Source organism: Variovorax sp. J2P1-31, assembly GCF_030317215.1.
GTDB lineage: Bacteria > Pseudomonadota > Gammaproteobacteria > Burkholderiales > Burkholderiaceae_C > Variovorax.
The window spans coordinates 755,455-780,059 of the sequence record NZ_JASZYA010000001.1; the positions used below are offsets into that span (position 1 = coordinate 755,455).

General features: G+C 68.7%; 24 protein-coding genes. 14 read left to right on the plus strand and 10 right to left on the minus strand.

Features of this window, described 5'->3' with window-relative positions; genetic code table 11:
- Positions 1–3 precede the first annotated feature (3 nt).
- The 3 genes from QTI20_RS03450 to QTI20_RS03460 form a co-directional block, all read right to left on the minus strand.
- On the minus strand, positions 4–786 hold the full coding sequence (locus QTI20_RS03450) for an aldolase (protein ID WP_286550999.1): 783 nt from the start codon (positions 784–786) through the stop codon (positions 4–6).
- Between the two features lie 133 nt (positions 787–919).
- On the minus strand, positions 920–1,798 hold the full coding sequence (locus QTI20_RS03455) for a LysR family transcriptional regulator (protein ID WP_286550241.1): 879 nt from the start codon (positions 1,796–1,798) through the stop codon (positions 920–922).
- A gap of 101 nt (positions 1,799–1,899) precedes the next feature.
- The gene (locus QTI20_RS03460; protein ID WP_286550239.1) at positions 1,900–2,328 is read right to left on the minus strand and encodes a CBS domain-containing protein; all 429 of its coding nucleotides are present in this window, start codon (positions 2,326–2,328) and stop codon (positions 1,900–1,902) included.
- 208 nt (positions 2,329–2,536) lie between these two features.
- On the opposite strand from QTI20_RS03460, the gene QTI20_RS03465 reads away from it, so the two are divergent.
- From QTI20_RS03465 to QTI20_RS03490, 6 genes are all read left to right on the plus strand, one after another.
- Positions 2,537–2,950, plus strand: coding sequence for a PaaI family thioesterase (locus QTI20_RS03465; protein WP_286550237.1), 414 nt, complete (start codon positions 2,537–2,539; stop codon positions 2,948–2,950).
- A 90-nt stretch (positions 2,951–3,040) separates the two neighbouring features.
- On the plus strand, positions 3,041–3,997 hold the full coding sequence (ylqF, locus tag QTI20_RS03470) for a ribosome biogenesis GTPase YlqF (protein ID WP_286550236.1): 957 nt from the start codon (positions 3,041–3,043) through the stop codon (positions 3,995–3,997).
- A gap of 165 nt (positions 3,998–4,162) precedes the next feature.
- On the plus strand, positions 4,163–5,389 hold the full coding sequence (locus QTI20_RS03475; RefSeq protein WP_286550234.1) for an ABC transporter substrate-binding protein: 1,227 nt from the start codon (positions 4,163–4,165) through the stop codon (positions 5,387–5,389).
- Between the two features lie 107 nt (positions 5,390–5,496).
- Positions 5,497–6,372 (plus strand): branched-chain amino acid ABC transporter permease, encoded by an 876-nt coding sequence (locus QTI20_RS03480; protein WP_183023303.1) that lies wholly within the window; start codon positions 5,497–5,499, stop codon positions 6,370–6,372.
- A 5-nt stretch (positions 6,373–6,377) separates the two neighbouring features.
- Entirely contained in the window at positions 6,378–8,345 is a 1,968-nt protein-coding gene (locus tag QTI20_RS03485; RefSeq protein ID WP_286550230.1) for a branched-chain amino acid ABC transporter ATP-binding protein/permease, read from the plus strand.
- A 10-nt stretch (positions 8,346–8,355) separates the two neighbouring features.
- Positions 8,356–9,078 (plus strand): ABC transporter ATP-binding protein, encoded by a 723-nt coding sequence (locus tag QTI20_RS03490; protein WP_219211789.1) that lies wholly within the window; start codon positions 8,356–8,358, stop codon positions 9,076–9,078.
- A 395-nt stretch (positions 9,079–9,473) separates the two neighbouring features.
- Here QTI20_RS03490 and QTI20_RS03495 read toward each other — a convergent pair whose 3' ends face one another.
- Positions 9,474–9,695 (minus strand): hypothetical protein, encoded by a 222-nt coding sequence (locus QTI20_RS03495; protein WP_219211791.1) that lies wholly within the window; start codon positions 9,693–9,695, stop codon positions 9,474–9,476.
- A 183-nt stretch (positions 9,696–9,878) separates the two neighbouring features.
- Between QTI20_RS03495 and QTI20_RS03500 the strand changes: the two genes are divergently transcribed.
- The 8 genes from QTI20_RS03500 to QTI20_RS03535 all read left to right on the plus strand — a co-directional run bounded on the left by QTI20_RS03500 (position 9,879) and on the right by QTI20_RS03535 (position 18,927).
- Positions 9,879–10,814, plus strand: coding sequence for a M14 family metallopeptidase (locus QTI20_RS03500; protein ID WP_286550228.1), 936 nt, complete (start codon positions 9,879–9,881; stop codon positions 10,812–10,814).
- Positions 10,815–10,976: 162 nt separating this feature from the next.
- Complete coding sequence (locus QTI20_RS03505; RefSeq protein ID WP_353507269.1) at positions 10,977–12,575, plus strand: ABC transporter substrate-binding protein; 1,599 nt, start codon at positions 10,977–10,979, stop codon at positions 12,573–12,575.
- A gap of 129 nt (positions 12,576–12,704) precedes the next feature.
- Positions 12,705–13,682 carry an ABC transporter permease gene (locus tag QTI20_RS03510; RefSeq protein WP_286550226.1) on the plus strand — a complete coding sequence of 326 codons (978 nt, stop codon included), beginning with the start codon at positions 12,705–12,707 and terminating at the stop codon, positions 13,680–13,682.
- Positions 13,679–14,641: an ABC transporter permease gene (locus tag QTI20_RS03515; RefSeq protein WP_183023309.1), complete on the plus strand. Its 963-nt coding sequence runs from the start codon at positions 13,679–13,681 to the stop codon at positions 14,639–14,641. Before QTI20_RS03510 ends, QTI20_RS03515 begins: the two co-directional genes overlap by 4 nt.
- A 160-nt stretch (positions 14,642–14,801) precedes the next feature.
- Positions 14,802–15,794, plus strand: coding sequence for an ABC transporter ATP-binding protein (locus tag QTI20_RS03520; RefSeq protein ID WP_286550224.1), 993 nt, complete (start codon positions 14,802–14,804; stop codon positions 15,792–15,794).
- Positions 15,795–15,803: 9 nt separating this feature from the next.
- Positions 15,804–16,841, plus strand: coding sequence for an ABC transporter ATP-binding protein (locus QTI20_RS03525; protein ID WP_286550222.1), 1,038 nt, complete (start codon positions 15,804–15,806; stop codon positions 16,839–16,841).
- Between the two features lie 2 nt (positions 16,842–16,843).
- Positions 16,844–17,725 carry an N-formylglutamate amidohydrolase gene (locus tag QTI20_RS03530; protein ID WP_286574143.1) on the plus strand — a complete coding sequence of 294 codons (882 nt, stop codon included), beginning with the start codon at positions 16,844–16,846 and terminating at the stop codon, positions 17,723–17,725.
- A complete protein-coding gene (locus tag QTI20_RS03535; protein WP_286550218.1) occupies positions 17,722–18,927 on the plus strand; it encodes a M20 aminoacylase family protein in 1,206 nt (401 codons plus the stop codon). The genes QTI20_RS03530 and QTI20_RS03535 overlap by 4 nt, the downstream gene beginning before the upstream one ends.
- 25 nt (positions 18,928–18,952) lie before the next feature.
- Here the strand turns inward: QTI20_RS03535 and QTI20_RS03540 are convergent, their stop codons facing one another.
- From QTI20_RS03540 to QTI20_RS03565, 6 genes are read right to left on the minus strand one after another with little or no spacing between them, the layout of a single operon-like run.
- The gene (locus QTI20_RS03540) at positions 18,953–20,947 is read right to left on the minus strand and encodes a hybrid sensor histidine kinase/response regulator (RefSeq protein WP_286550216.1); all 1,995 of its coding nucleotides are present in this window, start codon (positions 20,945–20,947) and stop codon (positions 18,953–18,955) included.
- A complete protein-coding gene (locus QTI20_RS03545) occupies positions 20,944–21,843 on the minus strand; it encodes a sensor histidine kinase (RefSeq protein ID WP_286550213.1) in 900 nt (299 codons plus the stop codon). The genes QTI20_RS03540 and QTI20_RS03545 overlap by 4 nt, the downstream gene beginning before the upstream one ends.
- Positions 21,840–22,877 carry an ATP-binding protein gene (locus QTI20_RS03550; protein ID WP_286550212.1) on the minus strand — a complete coding sequence of 346 codons (1,038 nt, stop codon included), beginning with the start codon at positions 22,875–22,877 and terminating at the stop codon, positions 21,840–21,842. Before QTI20_RS03550 ends, QTI20_RS03545 begins: the two co-directional genes overlap by 4 nt.
- The gene (locus tag QTI20_RS03555; RefSeq protein WP_286550211.1) at positions 22,868–23,272 is read right to left on the minus strand and encodes an anti-sigma regulatory factor; all 405 of its coding nucleotides are present in this window, start codon (positions 23,270–23,272) and stop codon (positions 22,868–22,870) included. The genes QTI20_RS03550 and QTI20_RS03555 overlap by 10 nt, the downstream gene beginning before the upstream one ends.
- Positions 23,262–23,636 carry an STAS domain-containing protein gene (locus QTI20_RS03560; protein WP_286550208.1) on the minus strand — a complete coding sequence of 125 codons (375 nt, stop codon included), beginning with the start codon at positions 23,634–23,636 and terminating at the stop codon, positions 23,262–23,264. Before QTI20_RS03560 ends, QTI20_RS03555 begins: the two co-directional genes overlap by 11 nt.
- Before the next feature lie 6 nt (positions 23,637–23,642).
- Positions 23,643–24,488 (minus strand): STAS domain-containing protein, encoded by an 846-nt coding sequence (locus tag QTI20_RS03565; protein WP_286550206.1) that lies wholly within the window; start codon positions 24,486–24,488, stop codon positions 23,643–23,645.
- Between the last annotated feature and the right edge of the window lie 117 nt (positions 24,489–24,605).

A 24,605-nucleotide genomic window follows, 5' to 3' on the forward strand; every position in this document is an offset into this window, starting at 1 on the left:
GTATCAGCGTGGCTGCTGCGCATCGAGCCGGTGCGCCTGGCGGCACCAGTAGTCGAAGGTGCCGTTCACGATCGAGGGCTTGAGCAGGTAGTCGTGCGCCTCGCGCGCCAGGGCGTCGTCGACCGGCGTCAGCGGGCCGAACGCGGCCTGCGCGCGCAGCTGCATGCGCGCGGCGCGCTCGAGGTAGACCGACAGGTAGGTGGCTTCCTCGATCGAGCATCCCGCGGTCAGGTAGCCGTGGTGGGCGAGCACGATGGCGCGCTTGCGGCCCAGCGCCTCGGAGATGATCACGCCCTCCTGGTCGGCGATCGGCACGCCGGGCCAGTCGGCGAGGAAGGCGCAGTCGTCGTGCAGCGGCGTCATGTCCATCTGCGCGATCACCAGCGGCTGGCGCGCGGCGGCCAGCGCCGAGGCCCAGGGCGAGTGGGTGTGGACGATGGCGTTCACGTCCTGCCGGGCGCGGTAGACCCAGAGGTGGAAGCGGGTCGCGGGGTTGGGCATGCCCTGGCCCGTGAGGGTGTTCAGGTCCTGGTCGACCTCGATGAAATCGTCGGGCGTGGCCTCGTCGAAGCCCAGGCCGAAGCGCAGGGTCCAGTAGGCGCCGGGTCGCTCGGAGCGCGCGCTGATCTGGCCCGCGAGGCCGGCCTCCTGGCCTGTCATGGCCAGGATGCGGCAGGCCGCGGCCAGCGTCTCCTTCATGTCGCGCGGCGCCTGCGGCATGTGCAGCGCCATCTCGCGCGTGGCGCGCTCGTCGAAATATTCCTTGCTTCGCAGCGTGTCTCTCATGGGGTTCACCAGGTTCTTCTGCTGGCGACCGCAGGGGCCGATCACCCCTGCCGTCCAGCGTCGGAAAGTATCTGGATCGGCCCCGATTCGAGCCATGAAGCAGCCTGCATAGCTCCTATGCGGGCGCGCCGGCTCAGAGCGTGGCGGCGATGTCCATGGCGGTGTCGATCAGGCGCTCGACGATGGGCGGCAGGGCCTTGTCGGCCTTGACGATCACCACCACCCGCCGGCGCAGCACCGGCCGCGCGATCGCCACCTTGCGCAGCCGGTAGTCGACCAGCAGCTTGTCCGGGATCCGGCCGGGCAGGATGCAGGCGCCCACGCCCGAGGAGACCAGCTTGAGGATCGCGTCGACCGTCTCCGCCTCGGCCGTGAAGTGGGGCGTGATGCCCGCGCTGTGGACCATGCGCCGCAGCATGTAGTGCGAGGGGAAGCCGACCAGCTTCGGGCTCTGCGCCGTGAGGTCGACCGGCCCCTCGATCGGGCTGCCTTCCTGCACGATCAGGCACATGTCGTCGTCGAACAGCGGCCGGCAGACCAGGCTGGCGGAGGCGACGGCCGCGTCGTAGACGAAGCCCGCATCGGCCTTGCCGCTCTCGACCAGGTCCACCACGTCGGGCGAGCTGCGGCCCATCAGCGAGAGGTTGACGCTCTCGTGCTGGCTCACGAAGCGCGACACCACGTCGCTCATGAAGTAGTAGCTCAGCGTGTGCACCACCGCGAGCCGCACCGTGCCCTGCGTGATGCCCTCGCGCACGCGCAGGGTGTCGAGCGAGCGGTCGATGGTGTCGAAGGCGCCCGCGGTCTGCTCCTGCAGCTGGCGCCCCGCGGCCGTGAGCTCCACGCCCCGGCCGGTGCGGGTGAACAGCGGCTTGCCCACATGGGCCTCGAGCGCGGCCAGCTGCCGGCTCAGGCCGGACTGGGTCTGGTCGAGCTCGTCCGCGGCGCGCGACAGCGAGCCCAGCTGCGCGATGCGCAGGAAGTAGCGAAGTTGGCGATCGAAGGTGTCCATGGGCGCGGGTGGCGGCACGGCGGCCGAGCGCGCACTCTAGCGCCTGCGCGCGGTGCCGCGCCAGCAGGACCGCCGGGCGATCGCCCGAGCCGGCCCGTGCCTCAGCTCTGGATGTAGCTCGTGAGCTGTTCGATGGTCTGCTCGTGGTCCGCGATGATGTCGTCCATCAGGTCGCGGATCGACAGCATGCCGATCACCTTGTCGCCGTCGACCACCGGCAAATGGCGGATGCGCTTCTGGCTCATCAGCGCCATGCAGTCGTGGGTGGGCGTCTGCGGCGTCACGGTGAACACGTTGGCCGTCATGATCTCGGCCACGCGCACTTCCTTCGAACTCTTGCCCAGCAGCGCGACCTTGCGCGTGTAGTCGCGCTCGGAGAACACGCCGACCAGCCGGTCGCCCTGCATCACGACCAGCGCGCCGACCTCGTGCCGGGCCAGCACATGGAGGGCGTCGAAGACCGTGGCATCGGGTTCGGTGTGGTAGAGGCCGTCGGCGCGGCGCTGGAGCAAGGAAGAAACAGGTTTCATGGTCACTCCGAAAGACAAGGTGGGACGAAAAACGTCGTGGGCTCGTGCTGCATTCCATCATAGGGGCCCGCCGAGGCAGTTGACCAGCCGGTCGCGCCTTGTCGTGGCCGCTGTCGCGCACGCAACTGTGCGCCGTGTCCGCGTCACCGGTGCGACGCGCGCCGGGCGCCCCTCTTCGTACAGTGCCCGGACACCCCCGAAAGACACCATGCGCGACACCCTCCAGGCCCTGAGTTCCACCGCCAGCTTCAACCGCTGGGCCGGCTTCGAGGTGGTCCGTGCCGAGGCCGGCGAGGCCGAGCTGCGGATGGACTGGCGCGCCGACGACATGGGGCAGTACGCGGGCTTCCTGCACGCGGGGCTGATCGGCGCGCTGCTCGACACCGCCTGCGGCTTCGCCGCCGCCACGGTCGCGGGGCAGGTCACGGCCTCGCATTTCTCGGTCAACTGCATCGCGCCCGGCGTGGGGCGCCGCTTCGTGGCCCGGGCCCGGGTGGTCAAGGCCGGGCGGCGCCAGGTCTTCACCACGGCCGAACTCTTCGGGGAGGCGGAGGGCGGCGAACAGAAGCTGGTCGCCACCGGCAACGCGATCCTGGTGCCGCTGGAAGCCCCCGCGCGCTGAGGCCCGAAAAGGCGGCCGGGGAGGGCGGTCGCGTCTTCGCGGACAATGCGGGCCCTCCCGCACATCAGCAGACACAAGGAAAAGCGCGCCATGGCCATTCAGTGGTTTCCCGGCCACATGCACCTGACCCGCAAGGCCATCGGCGAACGCATCAAGGACATCGACGTGGTGATCGAGCTGCTCGACGCCCGCCTGCCGGCCTCGAGTGCCAACCCCATGCTGGCCGAGCTCACCGGCCACAAGCCCGGGCTCAAGGTGCTCAACAAGCAGGATCTGGCCGACCCGGAGCGCACCGCGCTCTGGCTGGCGCACTACAACGCGCTGCCCGAGACCCGCGCCATCGGCCTGGACGCGAGCCAGGCCACGCCGGCGCGCGCGCTGGTCGAGGCCTGCCATGCGCTGTCGCCCAACCGCGGCGGCATGGCCAAGCCGATGCGGGTGCTGATCTGCGGCATCCCGAACGTGGGCAAGTCCACGCTGATCAACACGCTGGCCGGCGGCCGCAAGGCCAAGACCGGCGATGAGGCCGGCATCACCAAGCTCGAGCAGCGCATCACGCTGGCCGACGACTTCTACCTCTGGGACACGCCCGGCATGCTGTGGCCGCGCATCATCGTGGCCAAGAGCGGCTACAACCTCGCGGCCAGCGGCGCGGTGGGCCGCAATGCCTTCGACGAGGAGGAGGTGGCGCTGGAGCTGCTCGACTACGTCAAGCGCCGCTATGCGGGCGCTGTGGCGGCGCGCTTCAAGCTCGATCTCGATGCCGCCGCGGTGGCGGCCCTGTCCGACGAGGACCTGCTCGAGGCCATCGGCCGCAAGCGCGGCGCGCTGCTGGGCAAGGGCCGGGTCAACCTGCAGAAGGCGGCCGAGATCGTGATGCACGCCTTCCGCGACGGCAGCCTGGGCCGGATCACGCTGGAAACGCCCGAGGAATTCGCGGTCTGGCTGGCCGAGGGCCAGCAGCTCGACGCCGACCGCCAGGCCAAGAAGGCCGCGCGCGGGGCCGGCAAGGGCGGGCGCCCGCCCGCACCCCCGAGCGCCGACTGAGCCGCCGGGGAGGGCGGGTCGCACCAGCGCGGTGCGGCTCGTCGCTAGGGTTGTCACTCTCTGCAACAGGTGACGTTCTGGCTATGTTTGTCGAAGTCCTGTCCGATCCTCCGGGCATGGCGCGAGACCTGAGTCCCGAGTACTTCGACAACATTGGAGACACACATGCAGTTCCGCTTCAAGCACCTGGCCCTGGCCGGTGCCATTGCCCTCTCGACCGGCGCCTTTGCCGCCGACCCGATCAAGATCGGTGTCGACGGGCCCTTCACCGGCGGCTCGTCGTCGATGGGCGTCAGCATGCGCGACGGGGTGCGCCTGGCGACCGAGGAGATCAACAAGGCCGGCGGCGTGCTGGGCCGGCAGCTGCAACTGGTCGAGCGCGACGACGAGGCCAAGAACGAACGCGGCGTGCAGATCGCCCAGGAGTTCATCAACAAGGAGAAGGTGGTGGCCGCGGTCGGCTACATCAACACCGGCGTGGCGCTGGCCTCGCAGCGCTTCTTCCAGGAAGCCAAGATCCCGGTGCTCAACAACGTGGCGACCGGCTCGATCATCACCAAGCAGTTCGAGAAGGAGCCCGAGAACTACGTGTTCCGCAACGCGGCGCACGACAGCATCCAGGCGCCGATGATCGTGGAGGAGGCCATCACGCGCCGCGGCTACAAGAAGGTCGCGATCCTGGCCGACTCCACCAACTACGGCCAGCTGGGCCGCGAGGACCTGGAGAAGGCGCTCAAGAACAAGGGCATCACGGCCGTGGCGGTCGAGAAGTTCAACATCAAGGACGTCGACATGACGGCCCAACTGCTCAAGGCCAAGGAAGCCGGCGCCGAGGCCGTGCTGACCTACGGCATCGGCCCCGAGCTGGCGCAGATCGCCAACGGCATGACCAAGCTGGGCTGGAAGGTGCCGATCGTGGGCAGCTGGACGCTGGCGATGGCCAACTTCATCGACAACGCCGGCCCGGGCGGCGATGGCGCGCGCATGCCGCAGACCTTCATCCAGGAGCCGACCACGCCCAAGCGCAAGGCCTTCATCGACAACTTCATCAAGACCTTCAAGCCCAAGAACAACCGCATGGATTCGCCGGTGTCGGCGGCGCAGGGCTACGACTCGATCTACCTGCTGGCCGCGGCCATCAAGCAGGCGGGCAGCACCGAGGGCCCGAAGATCAAGGCCGCGCTCGAGGACCTGAAGACGCCGGTCGAGGGCGTGGTCACGACCTACGACAAGCCCTTCTCCAAGACCGACCATGACGCGATCACCGCGAACATCCCGGTGTTCGGCGAGGTCAAGGGCGGCCGCGTGGTCTACGCCAATGCCGAAGACCAGAAGAACGCCGCCAAGGTGCAGCTCAAGGACCCGGCCGCCAACGCCGCGCTGATCAAGTAAGTCCCCTGGCGCTCCGGCGCCGTCCGGCGCCGCCCCGGGGTCTTCCCGTGGCGGCGTCTTTCTTGATTGACCGTCGGCGTCCTGCCGCGTCTCGCGAGAGCTTCTTCATGCAAATCCTGACCCAACTGATCTTCAGCGGCATCGCGCTGGGCATGATCTATGCCGTCATCGCCTTCGGCTACCAGCTGACCTTCGCCACCTCCGACACGCTGAACTTCGGCCAGGGCGACGCCCTGATGCTGGGCGCGCTGGTCGGCCTCACGTTGGTGGGGCTGGGCGTGAACTACTGGCTGATGATCCCGATCGTCTGCCTGTTCGGCGCCTTCCAGGGCATCGTGGTCGAGCGCATCGGCGTGCGGCCGGCGATCAAGATCAAGTCGGAGTTCGGCTGGATCATGTCGACCATCGCGCTGGGGATCATCTTCAAGAACGTGGCCGAGAACGTCTGGGGCCGCGACGACCTCAAGTTCCCCTCGCCGCTGCCCGAATCGCCGCTCAAGTTCCTCAACGCCAACGTGCTGCCGATGGAGATCCTGGTGGTGGTGGGCGCGCTGCTGATGATGCTGGCGGTGGAGTTCTTCAACCGCAAGACCATCTACGGCAAGGCCGTGGTCGCGACCTTCAACGACCGCGACGCCGCCAAGCTGATGGGCATCAACACCGGCCTGGTCATCACCTTCTCCTACGCGCTGTCGTCGATGACGGCCGCCTTCGCCGGCGTGCTGATCGCGCCGCTCACGCTCACCGGCGCCACCATGGGCGCGGTGCTGGGGCTCAAGGCCTTCGCGGTCGCGATCATCGGCGGGCTGACCAGCGGCATGGGCATCGTGGTGGGCGGCATCATCCTCGGCGTGGCCGAGACCACCACCGGCTTCTACCTGAGCACCGGCTACAAGGACGTGCCGGGCCTGGTGCTGCTGCTGATCGTGCTGGCCGTGCGCCCGCAGGGCCTGTTCGGCAAGACCGCCATCAAGAAGGTCTGAACGAGATGGCCGTCCACACCGAGAAACTCCAGCCCCGCCACCTGCTGCTGGCCGTCGCGGGCGTCGTCGCGCTGCTGCTGTTCCCCATCGCCTTCGACAACCCGTACTACATCCACCTGCTCGAGACCATCATGATCTACGCGATCGTGCTGTTCGGGCTCGACATCGTGGTCGGCTACACCGGTCAGGTGTCGCTGGGCCACGCCGGCCTGTTCGGGCTGGGGGCCTACACCGCCGGCGTGCTGGTGTTCAAGCTGGCCGCGCCCTTCTGGGTCACGGTGCCGGCCGCGATCCTGCTCACGGCCGGCTTCGGCGCGCTGCTGGCCCTGCCGGCACTGCGCGTGTCGGGGCCCTACCTGGCGATGGTCACGCTGGCCTTCGGCACCATCATCCAGATCCTGATCAACGAGATGAGCTTCCTGACCGAGGGGCCGATGGGCATCAAGCTCGAGAAGCCTTCGCTGTTCGGCCACAAGCTCGACGAGCGCGAGTTCTACTGGGTGGTGGTGGTGCTGATGGTGCTGGCGCTGATCGTGGTGCACCGCATCCTGCGCTCGCACCTGGGCCGGGCCTTCGAGGCGCTGCGCGGCAGCCCGGTGGCCTCGGACTGCATGGGCGTGTCGGTCTACCGCTACAAGGTCTACGCCTTCGTGATCAGCGCCGGTTTCGCCGGGCTGGCAGGCTGCCTCTATGCGTATTCCGAGCAGTACATCTCGCCCAACTCGTACAACTTCGAGCTCACGGTGCTGTTCCTGCTGGCCGTGATCATGGGCGGGCGCAAGAGCCGCATCGGCTCGATGCTGGGCGCGGCCATCATCGTGCTGCTGCCCAAGCTGCTCGACGACGTGGTGCTGTTCCGCTACGTGTCGGTGGCGCTGGCGGTGCTGGTGTTGGTCACGGCGGTGGTCGCTGTGCAGCGCCAGCGCGCCACGCCGGCGCAGATGGCGATTCCGGTGGTGGGCAGCATCGCGCTGGCCGGCCTGGCCTTCTGGCTGCAGACCATGACCGACTGGCGGCTCTCGATCTTCGGCGTGATCATGCTGTTCGTCGTGTATTACCTGCAGGACGGCATCGTCGGCTTCGTGCGCAAGGCCTTCAACATGCGCCGGCCCGCGCCGGTGGTGGAGGTCACGGGCGAGGGCGCCGGCACCGCCGATGCGGTGTCGGTCTCGGCCGCGGGCCAGACCGGCGACGAGGTGCTCAACGCCGCCGGCGTGCTGATGCAGTTCGGCGGCCTCAAGGCGCTGAACAACGTCGACCTGAGCATCCGGCGCGGCAGCATCCACGGCCTGATCGGGCCCAACGGATCGGGCAAGAGCACGATGATGAACGTGCTCACCGGCATCTACGTGCCGACCGCGGGCGCGCTGACCTTCGCCGGCCGCTCGCTGGTCGGGCGCACCTCGGCCGACATCGCGCTGTCGGGCATCGCGCGCACCTTCCAGAACGTGCAGCTGTTCGGCGAGATGACCGCGCTGCAGAACGTGCAGGTGGGCCTGCACCACACCTTCGACAGCAACCTGGCCGACGTGGCGCTGCACACGCCGCGCTACCGGCGCGAGCGCGATGCCGCGGCCGGCCGCGCGCTGTCGCTGCTGAACTTCGTCGGCCTGGCCGAGTTCGCGGTGGAGGAGGCGCGCAACCTGCCCTACGGCAAGCAGCGCCTGCTCGAGATCGCGCGCGCGCTGGCGCTCGACCCGCAGCTGCTGCTGCTCGACGAGCCCGCGGCCGGCCTGACCGCGCCCGACATCAAGGAGCTGATCGCGATCATCCGCAAGATCCGCGACCACGGCATCACCGTGATCCTGATCGAGCACCACATGGACGTGGTGATGAGCATGTGCGACACGGTCTCGGTGCTCGACTTCGGCCAGAAGATCGCCGAGGGCGTGCCGGCCGAGGTGCAGGCCGACGAGAAGGTCATCGAGGCCTATCTCGGCGGCCAGGCCGATGCCGCACCGAACCCCGCCTGAGGAGCCGCCCATGCTGACCATCCACAATCTTTCTGCCGGCTACGGCAAGGTGCAGGTGCTGCACGGCATCTCGATCGAGGTGCCCAAGGGCAAGGTCGTGACCCTGATCGGCTCCAACGGCGCCGGCAAGACCACCACCATGCGCGCGGTGTCGGGAATGATCGCGCCCACCGCGGGCGAGATCACGCTCAACGGCAAGCGCATCGACGGGCTCGAGAGCTACCACATCGCCAAGCTGGGCCTGGCCCATTCGCCCGAGGGCCGGCGCGTGTTCGCGACCATGACCGTGACCGACAACCTCACGCTGGGCGCCTTCCCGCGGCTCACCGGCAGCCGGCCGCGCGGCGACGTGGCGGGCGACCTGGAGCGCGCGCTGGAGCTGTTCCCGCGGCTCAAGGAGCGCCGCATGCAGCTGGCCGGCACGCTCTCGGGCGGCGAGCAGCAGATGCTGGCGATGGCACGCGCCGTGATGCTGAACCCCGAGGTGGTGCTGCTCGACGAGCCCTCGATGGGCCTGGCGCCCATCCTCGTGGCGGAGGTGTTCCGCATCATCGAGCGGCTCAAGAGCGAAGGCGTGACCATGCTGCTGGTCGAGCAGTTCGCGGCCGCCGCGCTGGGCGTGGCCGACTACGGCTATGTGCTGGAGAACGGCCGCATCTCGCTGCACGGGCCGGCCGACAAGCTGCGCAGCGATCCGGCGGTGAAGGCTGCTTATCTGGGTGGTGGACACTGAGAGAACACGGACTTCCGGACGCAGAGGACGCAAAGATCACGCAGAAGGCGCAGAAAAGAGAATCCAAATTCTGGTTTCATTTTTGCGTCCTCTGCGAAACCTCTGCGCCTTCTGCGTCCGGTATTCGTGAGAGAAAGCGGACTTCCGGACGCAGAGGACGCGAAGATCACGCAGAAGACGCAGAAAAGAGAATCCAAAAATTGGTTTTACTTTTGCGTCCTCTGCGAAACCTCTGCGCCTTCTGCGTCCGGTATTCGTGAGGGAAAGCGGACAGCCGAACGCAGAAGACGCAGAGATCACGCAGAAGACGCAAAAAAGAGAATCCAAAAATTGGTTTTACTTCTGCGTCCTCTGCGAAACCTCTGCGCCTTCTGCGTCCGGTATCCGATCCCGATTCAAGCGTCCTTCAACACGATCTTCCCCGCCTCGACGTACTCCTCGTACTGCATCAGCGGAATGGCCGTGAGGCCGAGCACGCCTTTCTCGGCTTCCCAGCTCAGCGTGGCGCTGTCGGGCGCAAGCACCACCTCGACCACCGTGCCTTCGGGGATCACGAGCGGCACGCCGTCGCCGGGCGAGTAGGTGACGTGGCCGCGGATGGTTGCGAATTGGCTCATGGTTCCTCCGAAAAAAGACGAGCCCGCGGGACGCAGGCCACACCCGATTGGAATCGGGGCCGGCCGCGGCGCGTGTCGGAGAAGGGGCCGTGTTGCGCTGCGGCACGCAGGGCGCGGCCGACGCGTTGTTGCGATGTGTAGCAAACTGGCGGTCCCCCGCACGAACCACTTTCTTTCATCTTCATGACCTCCCCTGAACCCGCGCTCGAAGTCCTGCCCCGCGACCTGTCGGCCTACCGCGAAGGCAACACCGGCGTCGACTACGTCCACCGCTTCGAATCGGGCAAGCCCGGCCCGCACGTGCTGATCAACGCGCTCACGCACGGCAACGAGATCTGCGGCATGGTGGCCGCGACCCACCTGCTCGACACCGGCGTGCGGCCCAAGATCGGCACGCTCACGGTGAGCTTCTCGCACGTCGAGGCCTACAACGCCTTCGACGAAGCCAAGCCCTACGACAACCGCCAGATCGTCCACAACCTCAACCGCATCTGGTCGGCCGAGCTGCTCGACGGCAGCGAGGACAGCCCCGAGCTGCGCCGCGCGCGCGAACTGCGCCCGGTGATCGACGCGGCCGACTACATCCTCGACATCCATTCCACCAGCCAGGACGTGGTGCCGTTCTGGGTCTACCCGGCCTACGCGCGCAATGCCGCCGTGGCCCTGTCCGTCGGCCTGCCGCCGGTGCACCTGGTGATGCCCAACGGCCTGGGCTCGGGCACGCCGCTGATCCAGTACGGCCCCCATGGCGAGGCCGAAGGGAAGGGTGCCGCGATGGTGGTCGAGTGCGGCCAGCACTTCAAGCAGTCGGCGGCCGACCTGGCCACGGCCGTGACGCTGGGCTTCCTCGCGCACTTCGGCCTGATCGACAAGGACCCGGCCGCGCCGGCGCCCGGCCCGCAGCGCCGCTTCGAGCTGCTGCAGACCCACATGGTCAAGGACGCCAACTTCGCGTTCACGCGGCCGCTGATCGGCTTCGAGACCTTCGCCGAGGGCGAGCTGATCGCCATCAACGGCAGCGAGGAGATCCGCTCGCCCTGCGACGACTGCACGATCTTCATGCCCACGCGGCTGCCGATCGTGGGCCGCGAAGCGGTCTACCTGACCCGGCCCATCTGAGGCGGCCGTCCCGGGGCGGCGAGCGGGTTATCACGGGGACGCGGCGGCGGCCGCGAACCCTATTCTGGAAGACACGTCCGATGCGACGTGGTGCAGTTCTTGCAAGACCTGCTCCACACGTCATCGACATCCTTTTTCCGAACCCGCTGGAGAACCCCGCCCATGCCTGGAAACCCGTACCGCCGTCCGATCGCCTTCAAGCTGCTTGCCACCGTCGTGGTGGCCGGCGCGGCCTTCTCGGGCACCGTCTTCGCGCGCGACCTGGTGGTCGCGCTCAAGACCGAGCCCACGTCGATGGACCCGCAGTACCACGCGCTCACGCCGAACATCCAGCTCTCGCAGACGCTGTTCGACCCGCTGGTGTGCGTCGACGCCGACCTCGCGCCCGAACCCTGCCTGGCCCAGTCCTGGACCGCCGAGGGCAAGGTCTGGACCTTCAAGCTGCGGCCCAACGTCAAGTTCTCCGACGGCTCGCCCATGACCTCGGCCGACGTGCTGTTCACCATGGACCGCGTGCCCAAGGTGCCCAACAGCCCGTCCTCCTTCAAGGTCTACCTGCAGAAGGTCGAGAAGATCGAGGCGCCCGATCCGCTGACGGTGCGCATCACCACCACCGAGCCGTACCCGCTGCTGGCCATCAACATGGTGGGCCTGCCGATCATGTCGGCCAAGGCCGCGGCCGGCGCCGCGCCCGAGGGCAAGACCACCACCGAGCTCAACGCCGGCAACGGCCTGGTCGGCACCGGCCCCTACAAGTTCGTCTCGTGGAAGCGCGGCTCGGAGATCATCTTCGAGCGCAACCCCAACTACTGGGGCAAGGCGCCGGCCTGGGACAAGGTGATCTACCGCCCGATCAGCAACCCGGCCGCGCGCACCGCGGCGCTGCTCGCGGGTGACGTGGACCTGGTGGAAGACCCGCCGACCGACGACCTCGAGCGCCTCAAGAAGGACGCCAAGCTGCGCGTCGAGACCAAGGCCTCGAACCGCATCATCTACGTGGCGCTCGACCAGAACGGCGAGACCACGCCCGGCATCACCGGCACCAACGGCAAGAACCCGCTGCTCGACAAGCGCGTGCGCGAAGCGCTCTCGCTGGCCATCGACCGCTCGGCGCTGGTGTCGCGCACCATGGGCGGCGTGGCCTCGCCCGCGGCGCAGCTGCTGCCCTACCCGATGTTCGGCGCCAGCAAGAACCTCACGACGGCCGCCAAGCCCAACCCCGAGAAGGCCAAGGCGCTGCTCAAGGAGGCCGGCTACCCCGACGGCTTCACGCTGGTGCTGGGCACGCCCAACGGCCGCTACATCAACGACAGCAAGGTCGCGCAGACGCTGGCCGCGATGTGGACGCGGATCGGCGTCAAGACCTCGATCGACGCCAACGCGCCGGCCGTGTTCTTCAAGAACCGCGACAGCTACGCCTACAGCGCCTACCTGGCCGGCTGGGGCACCGCGACCGGCGAGATGTCGAACACGCTGAACTCGCTGCTGGTCACGCCCGACAAGGACAAGGGCCTGGGCACCACCAACCGCAGCCGCTACTCGAAACCCGAGATGGACAAGCTGGTGGCCGAGTCGGCCAACCAGATGGACGACAAGGCCCGCGCGGCCACGCTGGCCAAGGCCAGCGAGATCGCGATGGCCGATTTCGCGATGCTGCCGATCCACTTCGAGCACTCGGTGTGGGCGATGAAGAAGGACGTGAGCTTCAAGGGCCGCGCCGACCAGCAGACCATGATCCAGTACGCGGTGCCTTCGAAGTAGGCCCGTAGGCATTCGACGCTGCAGCAGGGGCGACGGGCCGCAGAGCCCGCGCCCGATCGATCTTTTTCCACGATGACGGTCGGCCTCTTCTTTTGAAGGAGCCGGCCCCCACGATCCTTTCCTGACCCGATGTCCGCCTTCATCATCCGCCGCCTGCTGCAGGCCGTGCTCGTCATGGCCGTGATGTCGGGCCTGGTCTTCGTCGGCCTCTACGTGGTCGGCGACCCGGTCTCGATGATGGCCAGCGCCGAGGCCACCGAGCTCGAGCGCGACGAGATCCGCACCGCCTTCGGCCTCGACAAGCCGCTGTGGCAGCAGTACGCGCTGTTCATGCAGCATGCGGTGCAGCTCGACTTCGGCAAGAGCTTCCTCACCGGCCAGTCGGCCATGGGCCTGATCCTCGAGCGCATGCCCGCCACGCTGGAGCTGGCGGTGGTGTCGATGGGGCTCGCGATGCTGGTGGGCGTGCCGCTGGGCATCTGGGCCGGGCTGCGGCCGCATGCGCTGAGTACGCGCGGCATCATGACCGGCTCGGTGCTGGGCTTCTCGCTGCCCAACTTCTGGGTCGGCCTGATGCTGATCATGGTGTTCGCGGTCTACCTGGGCTGGCTGCCGGCCAGCGGGCGCGGCGCCACGGTGCACCTGGGGCCGCTGGACCTCAGCGTGCTCACGCTCGACGGCTGGTCGCGGCTGCTGCTGCCGGCCGTGACCATCGCGCTGGCCAAGGGTGCGCTGATCATCCGGGTGACGCGGGCCGCCACGCGCGAGGCGCTGCCCATGGACTACATCAAGTTCGCGCGCGCCAAGGGCCTGGGCTGGAGCCGCATCCTGCGCGTGCACCTGCTCAAGAACATCATGATCCCGATCGTCACCGTGGGCGGCCTCGAGTTCGGCCAGGTGGTGGCCTTCGCGGTGGTCACCGAAACCATCTTCGCCTGGCCCGGCATGGGCAAGCTGCTGCTCGACTCGATCATCACGCTCGACCGCCCGGTGGTCGTGGCCTACCTGATCCTCATCGTGTTCTTCCTCGTGATGCTCAATCTCGCGGTGGACATCCTCTATTCGGTGCTCGACCCGCGCGTGCGGCTGCAGGGAGCCAAGGCATGAACGACACCACCCTCCAGGCCGCGGTGGCCGCCCCCGAGGCACTGCCCGCATTGATTGCCGAAGGCCCGGTGCTGCTGCCGCCGCCCGAGACGCCCTGGCAGCGCTTCCGGCGCGAATTCCTGGCCAACAAGCTGGCGGTGTTCGGCCTGGTGCTGCTGACGCTGGCGGTCGGCGTGGCGCTGCTCGCGCCCTGGATCTCGCCGCAGAACCCCTACGACATCGGCAAGCTCGACATCTTCGATTCCAAGCTGCCGCCCGGCAGCAAGGACGCGGCCGGCACCATGACCTACTGGCTGGGCACCGACGGCCAGGCGCGCGACCTGCTCTCGGCCATCTTCTACGGCCTGCGCACCAGCCTGATGGTGGGCGGCATCTCGGTGGCGGCGGCGCTGGCCATCGGCAGCGTGGTCGGCCTGGCCGCGGCCTACTTCGGCGGCTGGATCGACGCGCTGCTGATGCGCATCGTCGACATCCAGCTGTCCTTCCCCGCGATCCTGGTGGCGCTGATCCTGCTGGCCATCCTGGGCAAGGGCGTGGACAAGGTGATCATCGCGCTGGTCATCGTGCAGTGGGCCTATTTCGCGCGGGCCGCGCGCGGCGCGGCGCTGGTCGAGCGCGCCAAGGAATACATCGAGGCCGCGCAGTGCATGTCGCTGGGCTGGCCGCGGGTGCTGCTGCGCCACATGCTGCCCAACTGCATGCCGCCGCTGATCGTGATCGCGACCATCGACCTGGCGCATGCCATCGCGCTCGAATCGACGCTGTCCTTCCTGGGCGTGGGCGTGCCGGTGACCGAACCCTCGCTGGGCATGCTGATCGCCAACGGCTTCGAGTTCCTGCTCTCGGGCAACTACTGGATCTCCTTCTTCCCCGGCATCGCGCTGGCCTTGTCGATCGTGGGCATCAATTTGGTGGGCGACCACCTGCGCGACATCCTGAACCCGCACAACGCCAAATGAAGCTCACCCCCAGTCTTCGCGCACTGCGTGTCGCTTCGCCCACCCCCTTCGAGGGGGCGGCACCCGCGGCCCGGCAAAGCCGGTTCCGCGGTGCCCCACGACCTCGCTGCGCAGATCGCGTCCTCGGCTCCTCGTTCAACCGCTGCGAGGGTGCTCGCCGATGACCGCACCATCTTCTTCGCAGCCCGTGCTCGAGGTGCAGGGCCTGCAGACCCATTTCTTCACCCACGGCGGCGTGGTCAAGGCGGTCGACGGGGTCGACCTGCGCGTCGACGCCGGCGAGATCCTCGGGCTGGTGGGCGAGTCGGGCTCGGGCAAGAGCATCACCGGCTTCTCGGTGATCGGCCTGATCGATGCGCCCGGGCGCATCGCGGGCGGCCACATCCGCTACCTGGGCGAGGAACTGGTGGGCGCCTCGGAAGCGCGGCTGCAGAAGCTGCGCGGCAAGGAGATCGCGATGATCTTCCAGGACCCGATGATGACGCTCAACCCGGTGCTGCGCGTCGACACGCAGATGGTCGAGGCGATCCATGCGCACGAGAAAGTGAGTGCCAAGGCCGCGCTGGCCCGCGCGCGCGATGCGCTCGCGATGGTCGGCATCCCCTCGCCCGAGGAGCGGCTGCAGACCTATCCGCACCAGCTCTCGGGCGGCATGCGCCAGCGCGTGGCCATCGCCATCGCGCTGCTCAACCGGCCCAAGCTGATCATCGCCGACGAGCCGACCACCGCGCTCGACGTGACCATCCAGGCGCAGATCCTCTACGAAGTGCAGAAGCTGTGCCGCGAGACCGGCACCGCGATGATCTGGATCACCCACGACCTGGCGGTGGTCTCGAGCCTGGCCGACCGCATCGCCGTGATGTATGCGGGGCGCATCGTCGAGAGCGGCGCCACGGCCGACGTGATCCGCGCGCCGTCGCACCCCTACACGCGCGGCCTGATCGATTCGATTCCCACGCGCGCCACGCACGGCACCCTGCTGCGGCAGATCCCGGGCATGACGCCCTCGCTGCTGCACCTGCCGCAGGGCTGCGCCTTCCGGCCGCGCTGCGGCCATGCGAGCGATGCCTGCCTGGCGGTGCCGCAACCCGAGCCCGCGCCCGCGGGCAAGACGGTGCGCTGCTGGCACATGCTGACCCCCGAGATGGCCTGAAGAACCCGCATGGACACCGTTCTCGAACAACCCACCCCCGTGACCACCGGCACGCCGCTGCTGCAGCTGAAGGGCATCTCCAAGCGCTTCACGCAGGACATCGACCTGGCCGCGCGCATCGCCAACCTCATGGGCGCCCAGAACCGCGCCTCGGTGGTGCACGCGGTGGCGGACGTCGACCTGGAGATCCGGCCCGGCGAGGTGATCGGCGTGGTCGGCGAATCCGGCTGCGGCAAGTCGACCCTGGGCCGCGTGATCGCGGGCATCAACCCGCCGACCGAAGGCACGGTCAGCTACCAGGGCAAGCCGATCGCCGACATGAACGCCGCCGAGCGCCGCGCCTGGGGCCTGGGCGTGCAGATGATCTTCCAGAACCCGATGGCCTCGCTCAACCCGCGCATGCGGGTGCTCGACATCGTGGGCGAGGCGCCGGTGGTGCACGGCCTGGTCAAGGCCTCGCAGAAGGCCGAGTACGTGGGCGCGCTGATGCGCCAGGTCGGGCTCGACCCCGACTACGCGCAGCGCTACCCGCACCAGTTCTCGGGCGGGCAGCGCCAGCGCATCGGCATCGCGCGCGCGCTGGCGCTCAAGCCGCGGCTGATCGTCTGCGACGAGGCGGTGGCCGCGCTCGACGTGTCGATCCAGGCCCAGGTGCTCAACCTGTTCCTCGCGCTGCGCCGCGAGTTCGACCTGACCTACCTGTTCATCAGCCACAACCTGGGCGTGGTGGGCCATGTGTCGGACCGCGTGGTCATCATGTACCTGGGGCGCATCGTCGAGGTCGCGCCCACCGAGACCATCTTCAGCGCGCCCAACCACCCCTACACGCAGGCGCTGCTGTCGGAGCTGCCCACGCTCGAGACCACGCGCCGCGCCTACCAGCCCATCAAGGGCGAACTGCCATCCCCCCTGGCGCCGCCGCCCGGCTGCGCCTTCCACCCGCGCTGCCCGCACGCGATGCCGCGCTGCAAGACCGAGGCGCCACTGCTGCGCACGCTGCAGACCGGCCACACCAGCGCCTGCCACCTCAACGACATGCCCTCATGACCATGCCCGTCCTTCCCAGCGTTCCGACGCCGTTCCCTCCCTTCACGCTGCGCCTGCCCGAAGGCGAGCCCGTGCCGCTGGTCTGTGACTCGCCGCACAGCGGCACGCAGTACCCCGACGACTTCGGCTACGCCGTGCCCTTCGACGTCCTGCGCGGCGGCGAGGACACCGACGTGCACGTGCTGTGGCAGGCGCTGCCCTCGGTCGGCGCCACCTTGCTCGCGGCCGAGTTCCCGCGCGCCTACATCGACCCCAACCGCGACATCGAGGACATCGATGCCGAACTGCTGTCCGGCCCCTGGCCCACGCCGCTGCAGCCCAGCGAGAAGACGCGCCTGGGCATCGGCCTGATCTGGCGCGACGCCGAGAAGAACGGCAAGTCGCCGATCTACGCGCGCAAGCTGCCGGTGGCCGAGGTGCAGCAGCGCATCGCGACCTATCACGCGCCCTACCATGCGGCGATGCAGGAACAGATCGAGGCCGCCTATGCGCGCTTCGGCGCGGTGTGGCACCTGAACCTGCACTCGATGCCCGCCGATTCGTACGAGGGCCTGCAGATCCAGAGCGACCATCCGCTGGCCGACTTCGTGCTGGGCGACCGCGACGGCACCACGGCCGCGCCCGAGTTCACCGCGCTGGTGGCGCAGGCGCTGAAGAAGCGCGGCTTCAGCGTGGCCATCAACGATCCGTTCAAGGGCGTGGCGCTGATCGCCCGCCTGGGCCGGCCGGCCGAGCGCCGCCACAGCCTGCAGGTGGAGATCCACCGCGGCCTGTACCTGGACGAAAAGACCCGCGAGCGCAGTGCGGACTTCGATGCGCTGCAAGATGCGCTCACCGCTGTTTCCCGAGAAATTGCCGACTACGTGAAGGACCAAGTCAAATGACCGTGATTGCCGACATCGAAGAACGCCACGCGGAATTCACCGCGCTGCGCCGCGACATCCATGCGCACCCCGAGCTCGCCTTCAAGGAGACGCGCACCTCCGACCTGGTGGCCGAGCGCCTCGCGGCCTGGGGCATCGAGGTGCACCGCGGCCTGGGCCAGACCGGCGTGGTCGGCGTGCTGCACGGCAGCCGCGGCCCGGGCGAGCGCGCCATCGGCCTGCGCGCCGACATGGACGCGTTGCCCATGCCCGAGCACAACCTGTTCAAGCACGCCTCGAAGAATCCGGGCCGCATGCACGGCTGCGGCCACGACGGCCACACCGCGATGCTGCTGGGCGCGGCCCATTACCTGTCGACGCACCGCGATTTCGAGGGCACGGTCAACTTCATCTTCCAGCCGGCGGAGGAGGGCGGCAACGCCGGCGCCAAGGCCATGATGGACGACGGCCTGTTCGACAAATTCCCCTGCGAGGAGATCTACGGCATCCACAACATGCCCGGCTTCGCCACCGGCCATTTCGCCTTCCGCAAGGGCGCGGCCATGGCCTCGAGCAACCGCTTCGACATCATCGTGCGCGGCACCGGCGGCCATGCGGCCCAGCCGCACAAGGCGGTCGACACCATCGTGATCGCGGCCGAGATGGTGGGCGCGCTGCAGACCCTGATCTCGCGCCACAAGAATCCGATCGACGTGGCGGTGGTCAGCGTGACGCAGATCCACGCCGGCGACGCCTACAACGTGCTGCCCGGCGAGGCCGTGATCCGCGGCACGGTGCGCACCTTCAGCACCACGGTGCTCGACGAGATCGAGAGCAACATGCGCCGCATCGCCGAACTGCTGCCGCAGGCGCACGGCGGCACGGGCGAGCTCAAGTTCCACCGCGCCTACCCGCCGCTGGTCAACTGGGACGCGCAGACCGACTTCGCGATGCAGGTGGCCCAGGACACCTTCGGCGCCGACAAGGTCGACCCGAACACGCCCCAGCACGGCGGCGCCGAGGACTTTTCCTTCTACCTGGAGAAGGTGCCGGGCTGCTACCTGTTCGTGGGCAACGGCGGCGGCGGCCACCGCGAGAACACCTACCACGGCATGGGCCCCTGCGAGCTGCACAACCCGAACTACGACTTCAACGACGAACTGCTGCCGGTGGGGTCGACCTACTGGGTGCGGCTGGTCGAAGCCTTCTTCGCGCGGGAGTGATCCCGGGCCCGCGGCGGGCGCCCGGTCAGCCGAGGGTGCCGAAGCCCGAAGGCGCGCCGCGGAGCCTGTCGATCCCCGCCAGCAGCACATGGGGCTGGACCGGCTTGCCCAGGTGCAGGTCGAAGCCGGCCTCGAGCGCGCGTTCGCGGTCCTGCGGCCGGGAGAAGGCGGTCAGGGCCACGGCCAGGATGCGGGGCCGGTCGAATGCATTGGTCAGCTCGCGCAGCGTGCGCATCAGCTCGTAGCCGTCCCGGCCCGGCAGCCCGATGTCGCTCACCAGCACGAAGGGCCAGCGCTGCCTCGCGGCCTCGAGGGCCGAATCGAAATCCACGGCCACGCGCACCTGGGCGCCGGCGTCGGTCAGCATCATTTCCAGCATCTCGCTGGCTTCGGTGTTGTCCTCGACGATCAGCACGTCGACGCCTGCCAGCGGATGATCGCCCGGCAGCGCGGCGGCGGTCGTGGCCACCGGGTGCGCGGGCAGCGCGGGATGCGCGTCGGTGGCACGCAGCGTGACCGTCAAGGTCGCGCCCTGGTCCACGCCCGGGCTCTGCGCCATCGCGTCGCCACCGTGCAGCTGTGCCAGGTGCTTGACGATCGACAGCCCCAGCCCGAGCCCGCCATGGATGCGGTTGTCCGGCGAGTCGCTCTGGCTGAAGCGATCGAACAGGTGGCCGAGGAAATCGGGGCGGATGCCGCGTCCGAAGTCCTGCACCGACAGCGTGAGCACATCGCGCTCGCGCCGCAGCGTCACCCGGATGATGCCACCCTCCTTGGAGAACTTGATGGCGTTGGTCATCAGGTTCCAGACGATCTGCTGCAGGCGGGTCGGGTCCAGCCAGTGGGCCTGGCCGGTGGGCAGCAGGTCGAGTTCGAGGCGAAGCTGCTTGCGCACCAGCGAATCGCGCAGCCCCTCGATGGACTCGCTCACGACCGCCGCGGCGTCGCACCACTGCGGGTCGAGCCGCAGCTTGCCGGAGCTGATCCGCGAGACGTCGAGGATGTCCGAGATGATGCGTGCCTGCGCATGCACGCTGCGATCGATGGCCTGCAGCGCGCGCATCATCTCCGGCGCCGCGCCGCGCTTCTTCAGGATGTGCACCCAGCCCGAGATCGCGTTGAGCGGCGTGCGCAGTTCGTGCGACAGCACGGCGACGAAATCGTCCTTCGTGCGGCTGTGGCGTTCGGCCGTCGTCCGCGCGGCCTGCTCCCGCTCCAGCACTTCCTGCCGGCGGCGGTCGAGCTCCTGCCGTTCCGAGACGTCGACCGCGATGCCGATGCGCAAGCCGGTCTCGACATGCGCCGAGATGCTCCATTGCAGGTAGACCCAGCTGCCGTCGGGCCGGACCAGCGGGAATTCGCCTTGCCATGGCGCGCCGGCCGCCAGGGCGTCGAGGGTGCGTTCCCTGACGAAGTCCACCCATTCGGGCGGCGCCAGGCTGCTGATCGGCCGCTCGAGCAACTCGTCCGATGGCCGGCACAGCATGGCCACCATCGCCGGGTTGACGTCGGCGAAGTGGCCGTTGGCGTGGATCAGCGCGATGCCGCTCATGGCCTGGCTGAAGACCGCGCGGAAGCGCGTGTCGCTGCGGCGCAGGCTGTCCTCCGCCATGCGCGCGCGGATCAGGGCCTGCAGCGTCGCCGTGAGCACCGCCGGCTCGACCGGGTGGACCAGGTAGGCGTCGGCGCCCGCGTTCAGGCCCGCCACCTTGTCGGCGTTCTGGACATAGGTCGCGGACAGGTGGATGACCGGGACCAGGGCGGTCGCGGCGTCGGCGCGCAGCAGGCGGCAGACCTCGAAGCCGTCGATGTCCGGCAGGTGCACGTCGAGGATCACGGCCGAGGCGCCGTGCGGCGCCATCGCCACCGCCTCGGCGCCGGTGGCGGCTTCCTCGGTGCGGAAACCCGCGGCGCGGATGATGCGCGCGGTCGAATAGCGGGTGGCCGGGTTGTCGTCGACCACCAGCACCGTGTGCAGCGACCGGTCGATGGTGGTGTTGATGACCGCGTCGTCCGTCATGGGGCCTCCTGCGCGGGGGCGCCCGCCACGTGCAGCGGCAGGATCACCGAGAAGGACGAGCCCTTGCCCAGTTCGCTCTCGAGCTCGACGTGCCCGCCCAGGATGCCCGCGAGCTGCTTGCACAGCGACAGGCCGAGGCCGGTGCCGCGCAGACGTTTCTGGACCGGGGAGTCGACCTGCGAGTAGTCGTCGAAGACGGCCGCGTGGTATTTCGGCTCGATGCCGATCCCCGTGTCGAGCACCGAGAAGCGGACCGTGTGGTCGTCCTGCCGGCGCGCCGACACGCGGATCTCGCCGCGGCTCGTGAACTTGAGGGCGTTGGCGATGAAGTTGCGCAGGATCTGCGAGAGCTTGCGGTCGTCGGTGTAGAGCTTGGGCAGGCCGACCGGCTCCTCGAACACCAGGTTCACCTCCGGGTTGGTCAGCACCGACTTGAACATGCCACGCAGCGCGGAAAAGATGTCGACCATCTCGAACCAGGCCGGCGAGATCTCCACGCGTCCGGCCTCGATCTTGGCGAGGTCGAGCAGGTCGTCGACCATCTCGGCGAATTCGGTCGCGGTCGACTGGATGAAGTCGACCTGCCTCGACTGCTCGTCGGTGAGGGGCCCGTCCACGCGATCGCTCAGCAGGCGCGCGATGCTGCGGATCGCGTTCACCGGCGTGCGAAACTCATGGCTCATGTAGGCCAGGAAGCGGCTCTTGAGTTCGTTCGCGCGCTTGAGCTCCTCGGCCTGGGCATCGAGTTCCGCATAGAGGGCGACCACGCCGCGGTTGGTTTCTTCCAGCTCGGACCGCAGCGCGTCGATCTCCTCGCGGGCGGCGGCCAGCAGCGCGGCGGCCTCGCCGTGCGCCGACGGCGTGTCCACGGCCGGCGGTGTCTGGTGGACGGTCATGCGGTGGCCGCCTCTCGCAGCACCACCACGGTGGCGTCGTCGCGGCCGCGCGAGAAATCGCGAAACAGGATGGCCGCGGCGAGGGTCGGGTCCCGCTCCAGCACGGGGAGGATCGGCGCGGTGTCCCAGCGGCTCGCGAGGCCGTCGCTGTGCACGATCGTCACCCCATGCAGGGGCAGGGCCAGCGTGCTCTGGTCCGGTTTGCGGATCTGCACGCCGGCGGTGCCGTGCTGCGTGGCCATCGAGCGGTCGAACACGCCCGATACGACCCGCACGGCCACGTTGCCGGCGCCTGCGCACTGGACCGTCTGCGCTTCTGCATCGACCCGCAGCGCGCAGACCGCGGCACCGCGCGTCGACTGCAGGCGGACGTGCGTGCGCTCGACGATGCCGCGCAGGTCGCCCGTGGCATCGTCGGCGAAGGCATCGAGGGCGGCCTGCGACGCCTGCGCCGCCTGCGGACCGTGGCCCAGGCCATCGGCCAGCATCACGGTCGCCCGGCTGCCGTCGAGCGCCACCGACCAGGCATCGCCGCACACCGTCTCGCCGTGGATGGGGATGCAGACCGACCCGAAGGCGAAGGACGGCGCATCGCCCGTCCCACCCGACGCCCGCGCGCCCTCGTGGCGACCGACACGTGCGACACAGACGGTGCCGCGAGGCACCGACGAGTGCATCTCGAACTGCGTGGCCAGGCGCCGCACCGCGCCCAGGCCGGTGCCCGGCGAGCCGCTGCCCGTGGAGACGCCGTCTTCCATGGCACGGGCCAGGTCCGCGATGCCCGGGCCCTCGTCGAGGCACACTACCTCGACATCGTCGAAGGCCGGCCGGGCCGCGATCAGCATCCGGCCCCGCACCGCGTGGCGCAGCAGGTTGGTCCCCAGTTCGGTGACCACCAGCGCCAGGCGGCCGGCCTCCAACGCGCCCCAGTCCAGTTCCGCGCAGAGGCGGGCCGCATGCCGGCGGGCCTCGCCGATGCGGCTCGGGTCGTCGATGGGGAACGCGGTGTGCGTCCAGCCGCGCATCACTTCCATCGGGCGATGCTCACGCGCGTTCCCTGGCCGGGCTCCGACTGGATCTCGAAGTCGTTCACCAGCCGCTTGCTGCCGGGCAGGCCCAGGCCCATGCCGCCGCCGCTGGTCCAGCCGTCGGTCAAGGCCAGCTGCAGGTCGCCGATGCCGGGGCCCTGGTCCTCGAAGTGCAGCTGGAGTCCGCGTTTGCCGTTGCGCTCCAGCAGCTCCCACCGCATCTGGCCGCCACCGCCGTGCACGAGCGTGTTGCGTGACAGCTCGCTGGCGGCCGTGACCATCTTGGTCTGGTCGACCAGCGAGAACTTCAATTGCTGGCACAGCGTGCGCACGAGCTGCCGGCTCGCCACGATGTTGTGCTCCGAGCTCAGGGGCAGGCAGCCGGAAGATTCATCGGCCAAGAGAGGCCTCCCGGCGCGAGCGCTCGAGAAGCTGGACGCCGCGCTCCACGTTCAGCGCGGTGCGCACGCCCTCGAGCGACAGGCCGAGTTCGACCAGGGTGATGGCCACCGCCGGCTGCATGCCGACGACCACCGTGGTCGCCGAGAGGATGCGCGCGATGCCCGAGATGCTGGCCAGCATGCGGCCGACGAAGGAGTCGACGATCTCCAGCGCCGAGATGTCGATCAGCACGCCGCTCGCGCCGGTCTTGGCGATCTTCTCGGCCAGGTCTTCCTGCAGCATCATGGCCGTCTGGTCCTGCATGTCGACCTGGATGGTCACCAGCAGCACGTTGCCCATGCGCAGAATTGGAATGCGTTCCATCCGGGGTCAACCTTCGCGCGTGATGCGCCAGCCGTTCTTCTGCAGCGCCATCGACAGGGCATCCGCCAGCGTCGCCTTGGTCGTGATGCCCTGCAGGTCGATGCCGAGGTGGACGATGGTCTGCGCGATCTGGGGACGGATGCCGCTGATGATGCAGTCGGCGCCCATCAGGCGGATGGCGCTGACGGTCTTCAGCAGATGCTGCGCGACCAGCGTGTCGACGGTCGGCACGCCAGTGATATCGATGATGGCCAGTCCCGATTCGGTCTCGGCGATCTTCTGCAGCAGCGTCTCCATCACGATCTGGGTGCGGTTGCTGTCGAGCACACCGATCATCGGGACCGCGAGCACGCCTTCCCACAGCTTGATCACGGGCGTCGAGAGTTCGAGCAGTTCCTCCTGCTGGCGCTTGATGATGTCTTCGCGCGCCTGCTGGAAGGTGGACACCGTGTACTGCGCGATCTGGTCGACCAGCGTGGTCGTGGCCCAGATCGCCTCGATCAGGCTGGCGGGGTCGGCGCCCAGGTCCTGCTGCAGCGCCGTGAACAGGGGCTTCTTCAGCGCGAGGATGAACAGGCTGGTGTCGGCGGCCGATTGGCCCCGGGCCGCGCGCGAGCCCGAGAGCGACTCCAGCACATGCCGCAGGTCGCTCCATTCGGGGCCGCGGAAGGAGGCCGGGTCGGCCCGCGCGGCCAGCGCCTGGCGCAGGGCCTGCACGATCCCGTTCGCCTCCGCATCCATCGCCCGCCGGGCGCCGGCCTCCTTGACCCCGGTTTCATCGATCCAGCGTTCGATGATCTTTCCCCCGGCCGCGTCGAGTGCCGAAAGGATGGCTGCGTGTTCCCTCTTCATATGTACCTGCGCGTTCTGCTTCTGTGATAGCCAAATTGGCATGGATAGAAAAAGTGTCAACAGATTCTAGGCAGATTGCGGGGGCCGCATCAGCGGCCGGCGAAGAACATTTGAGGC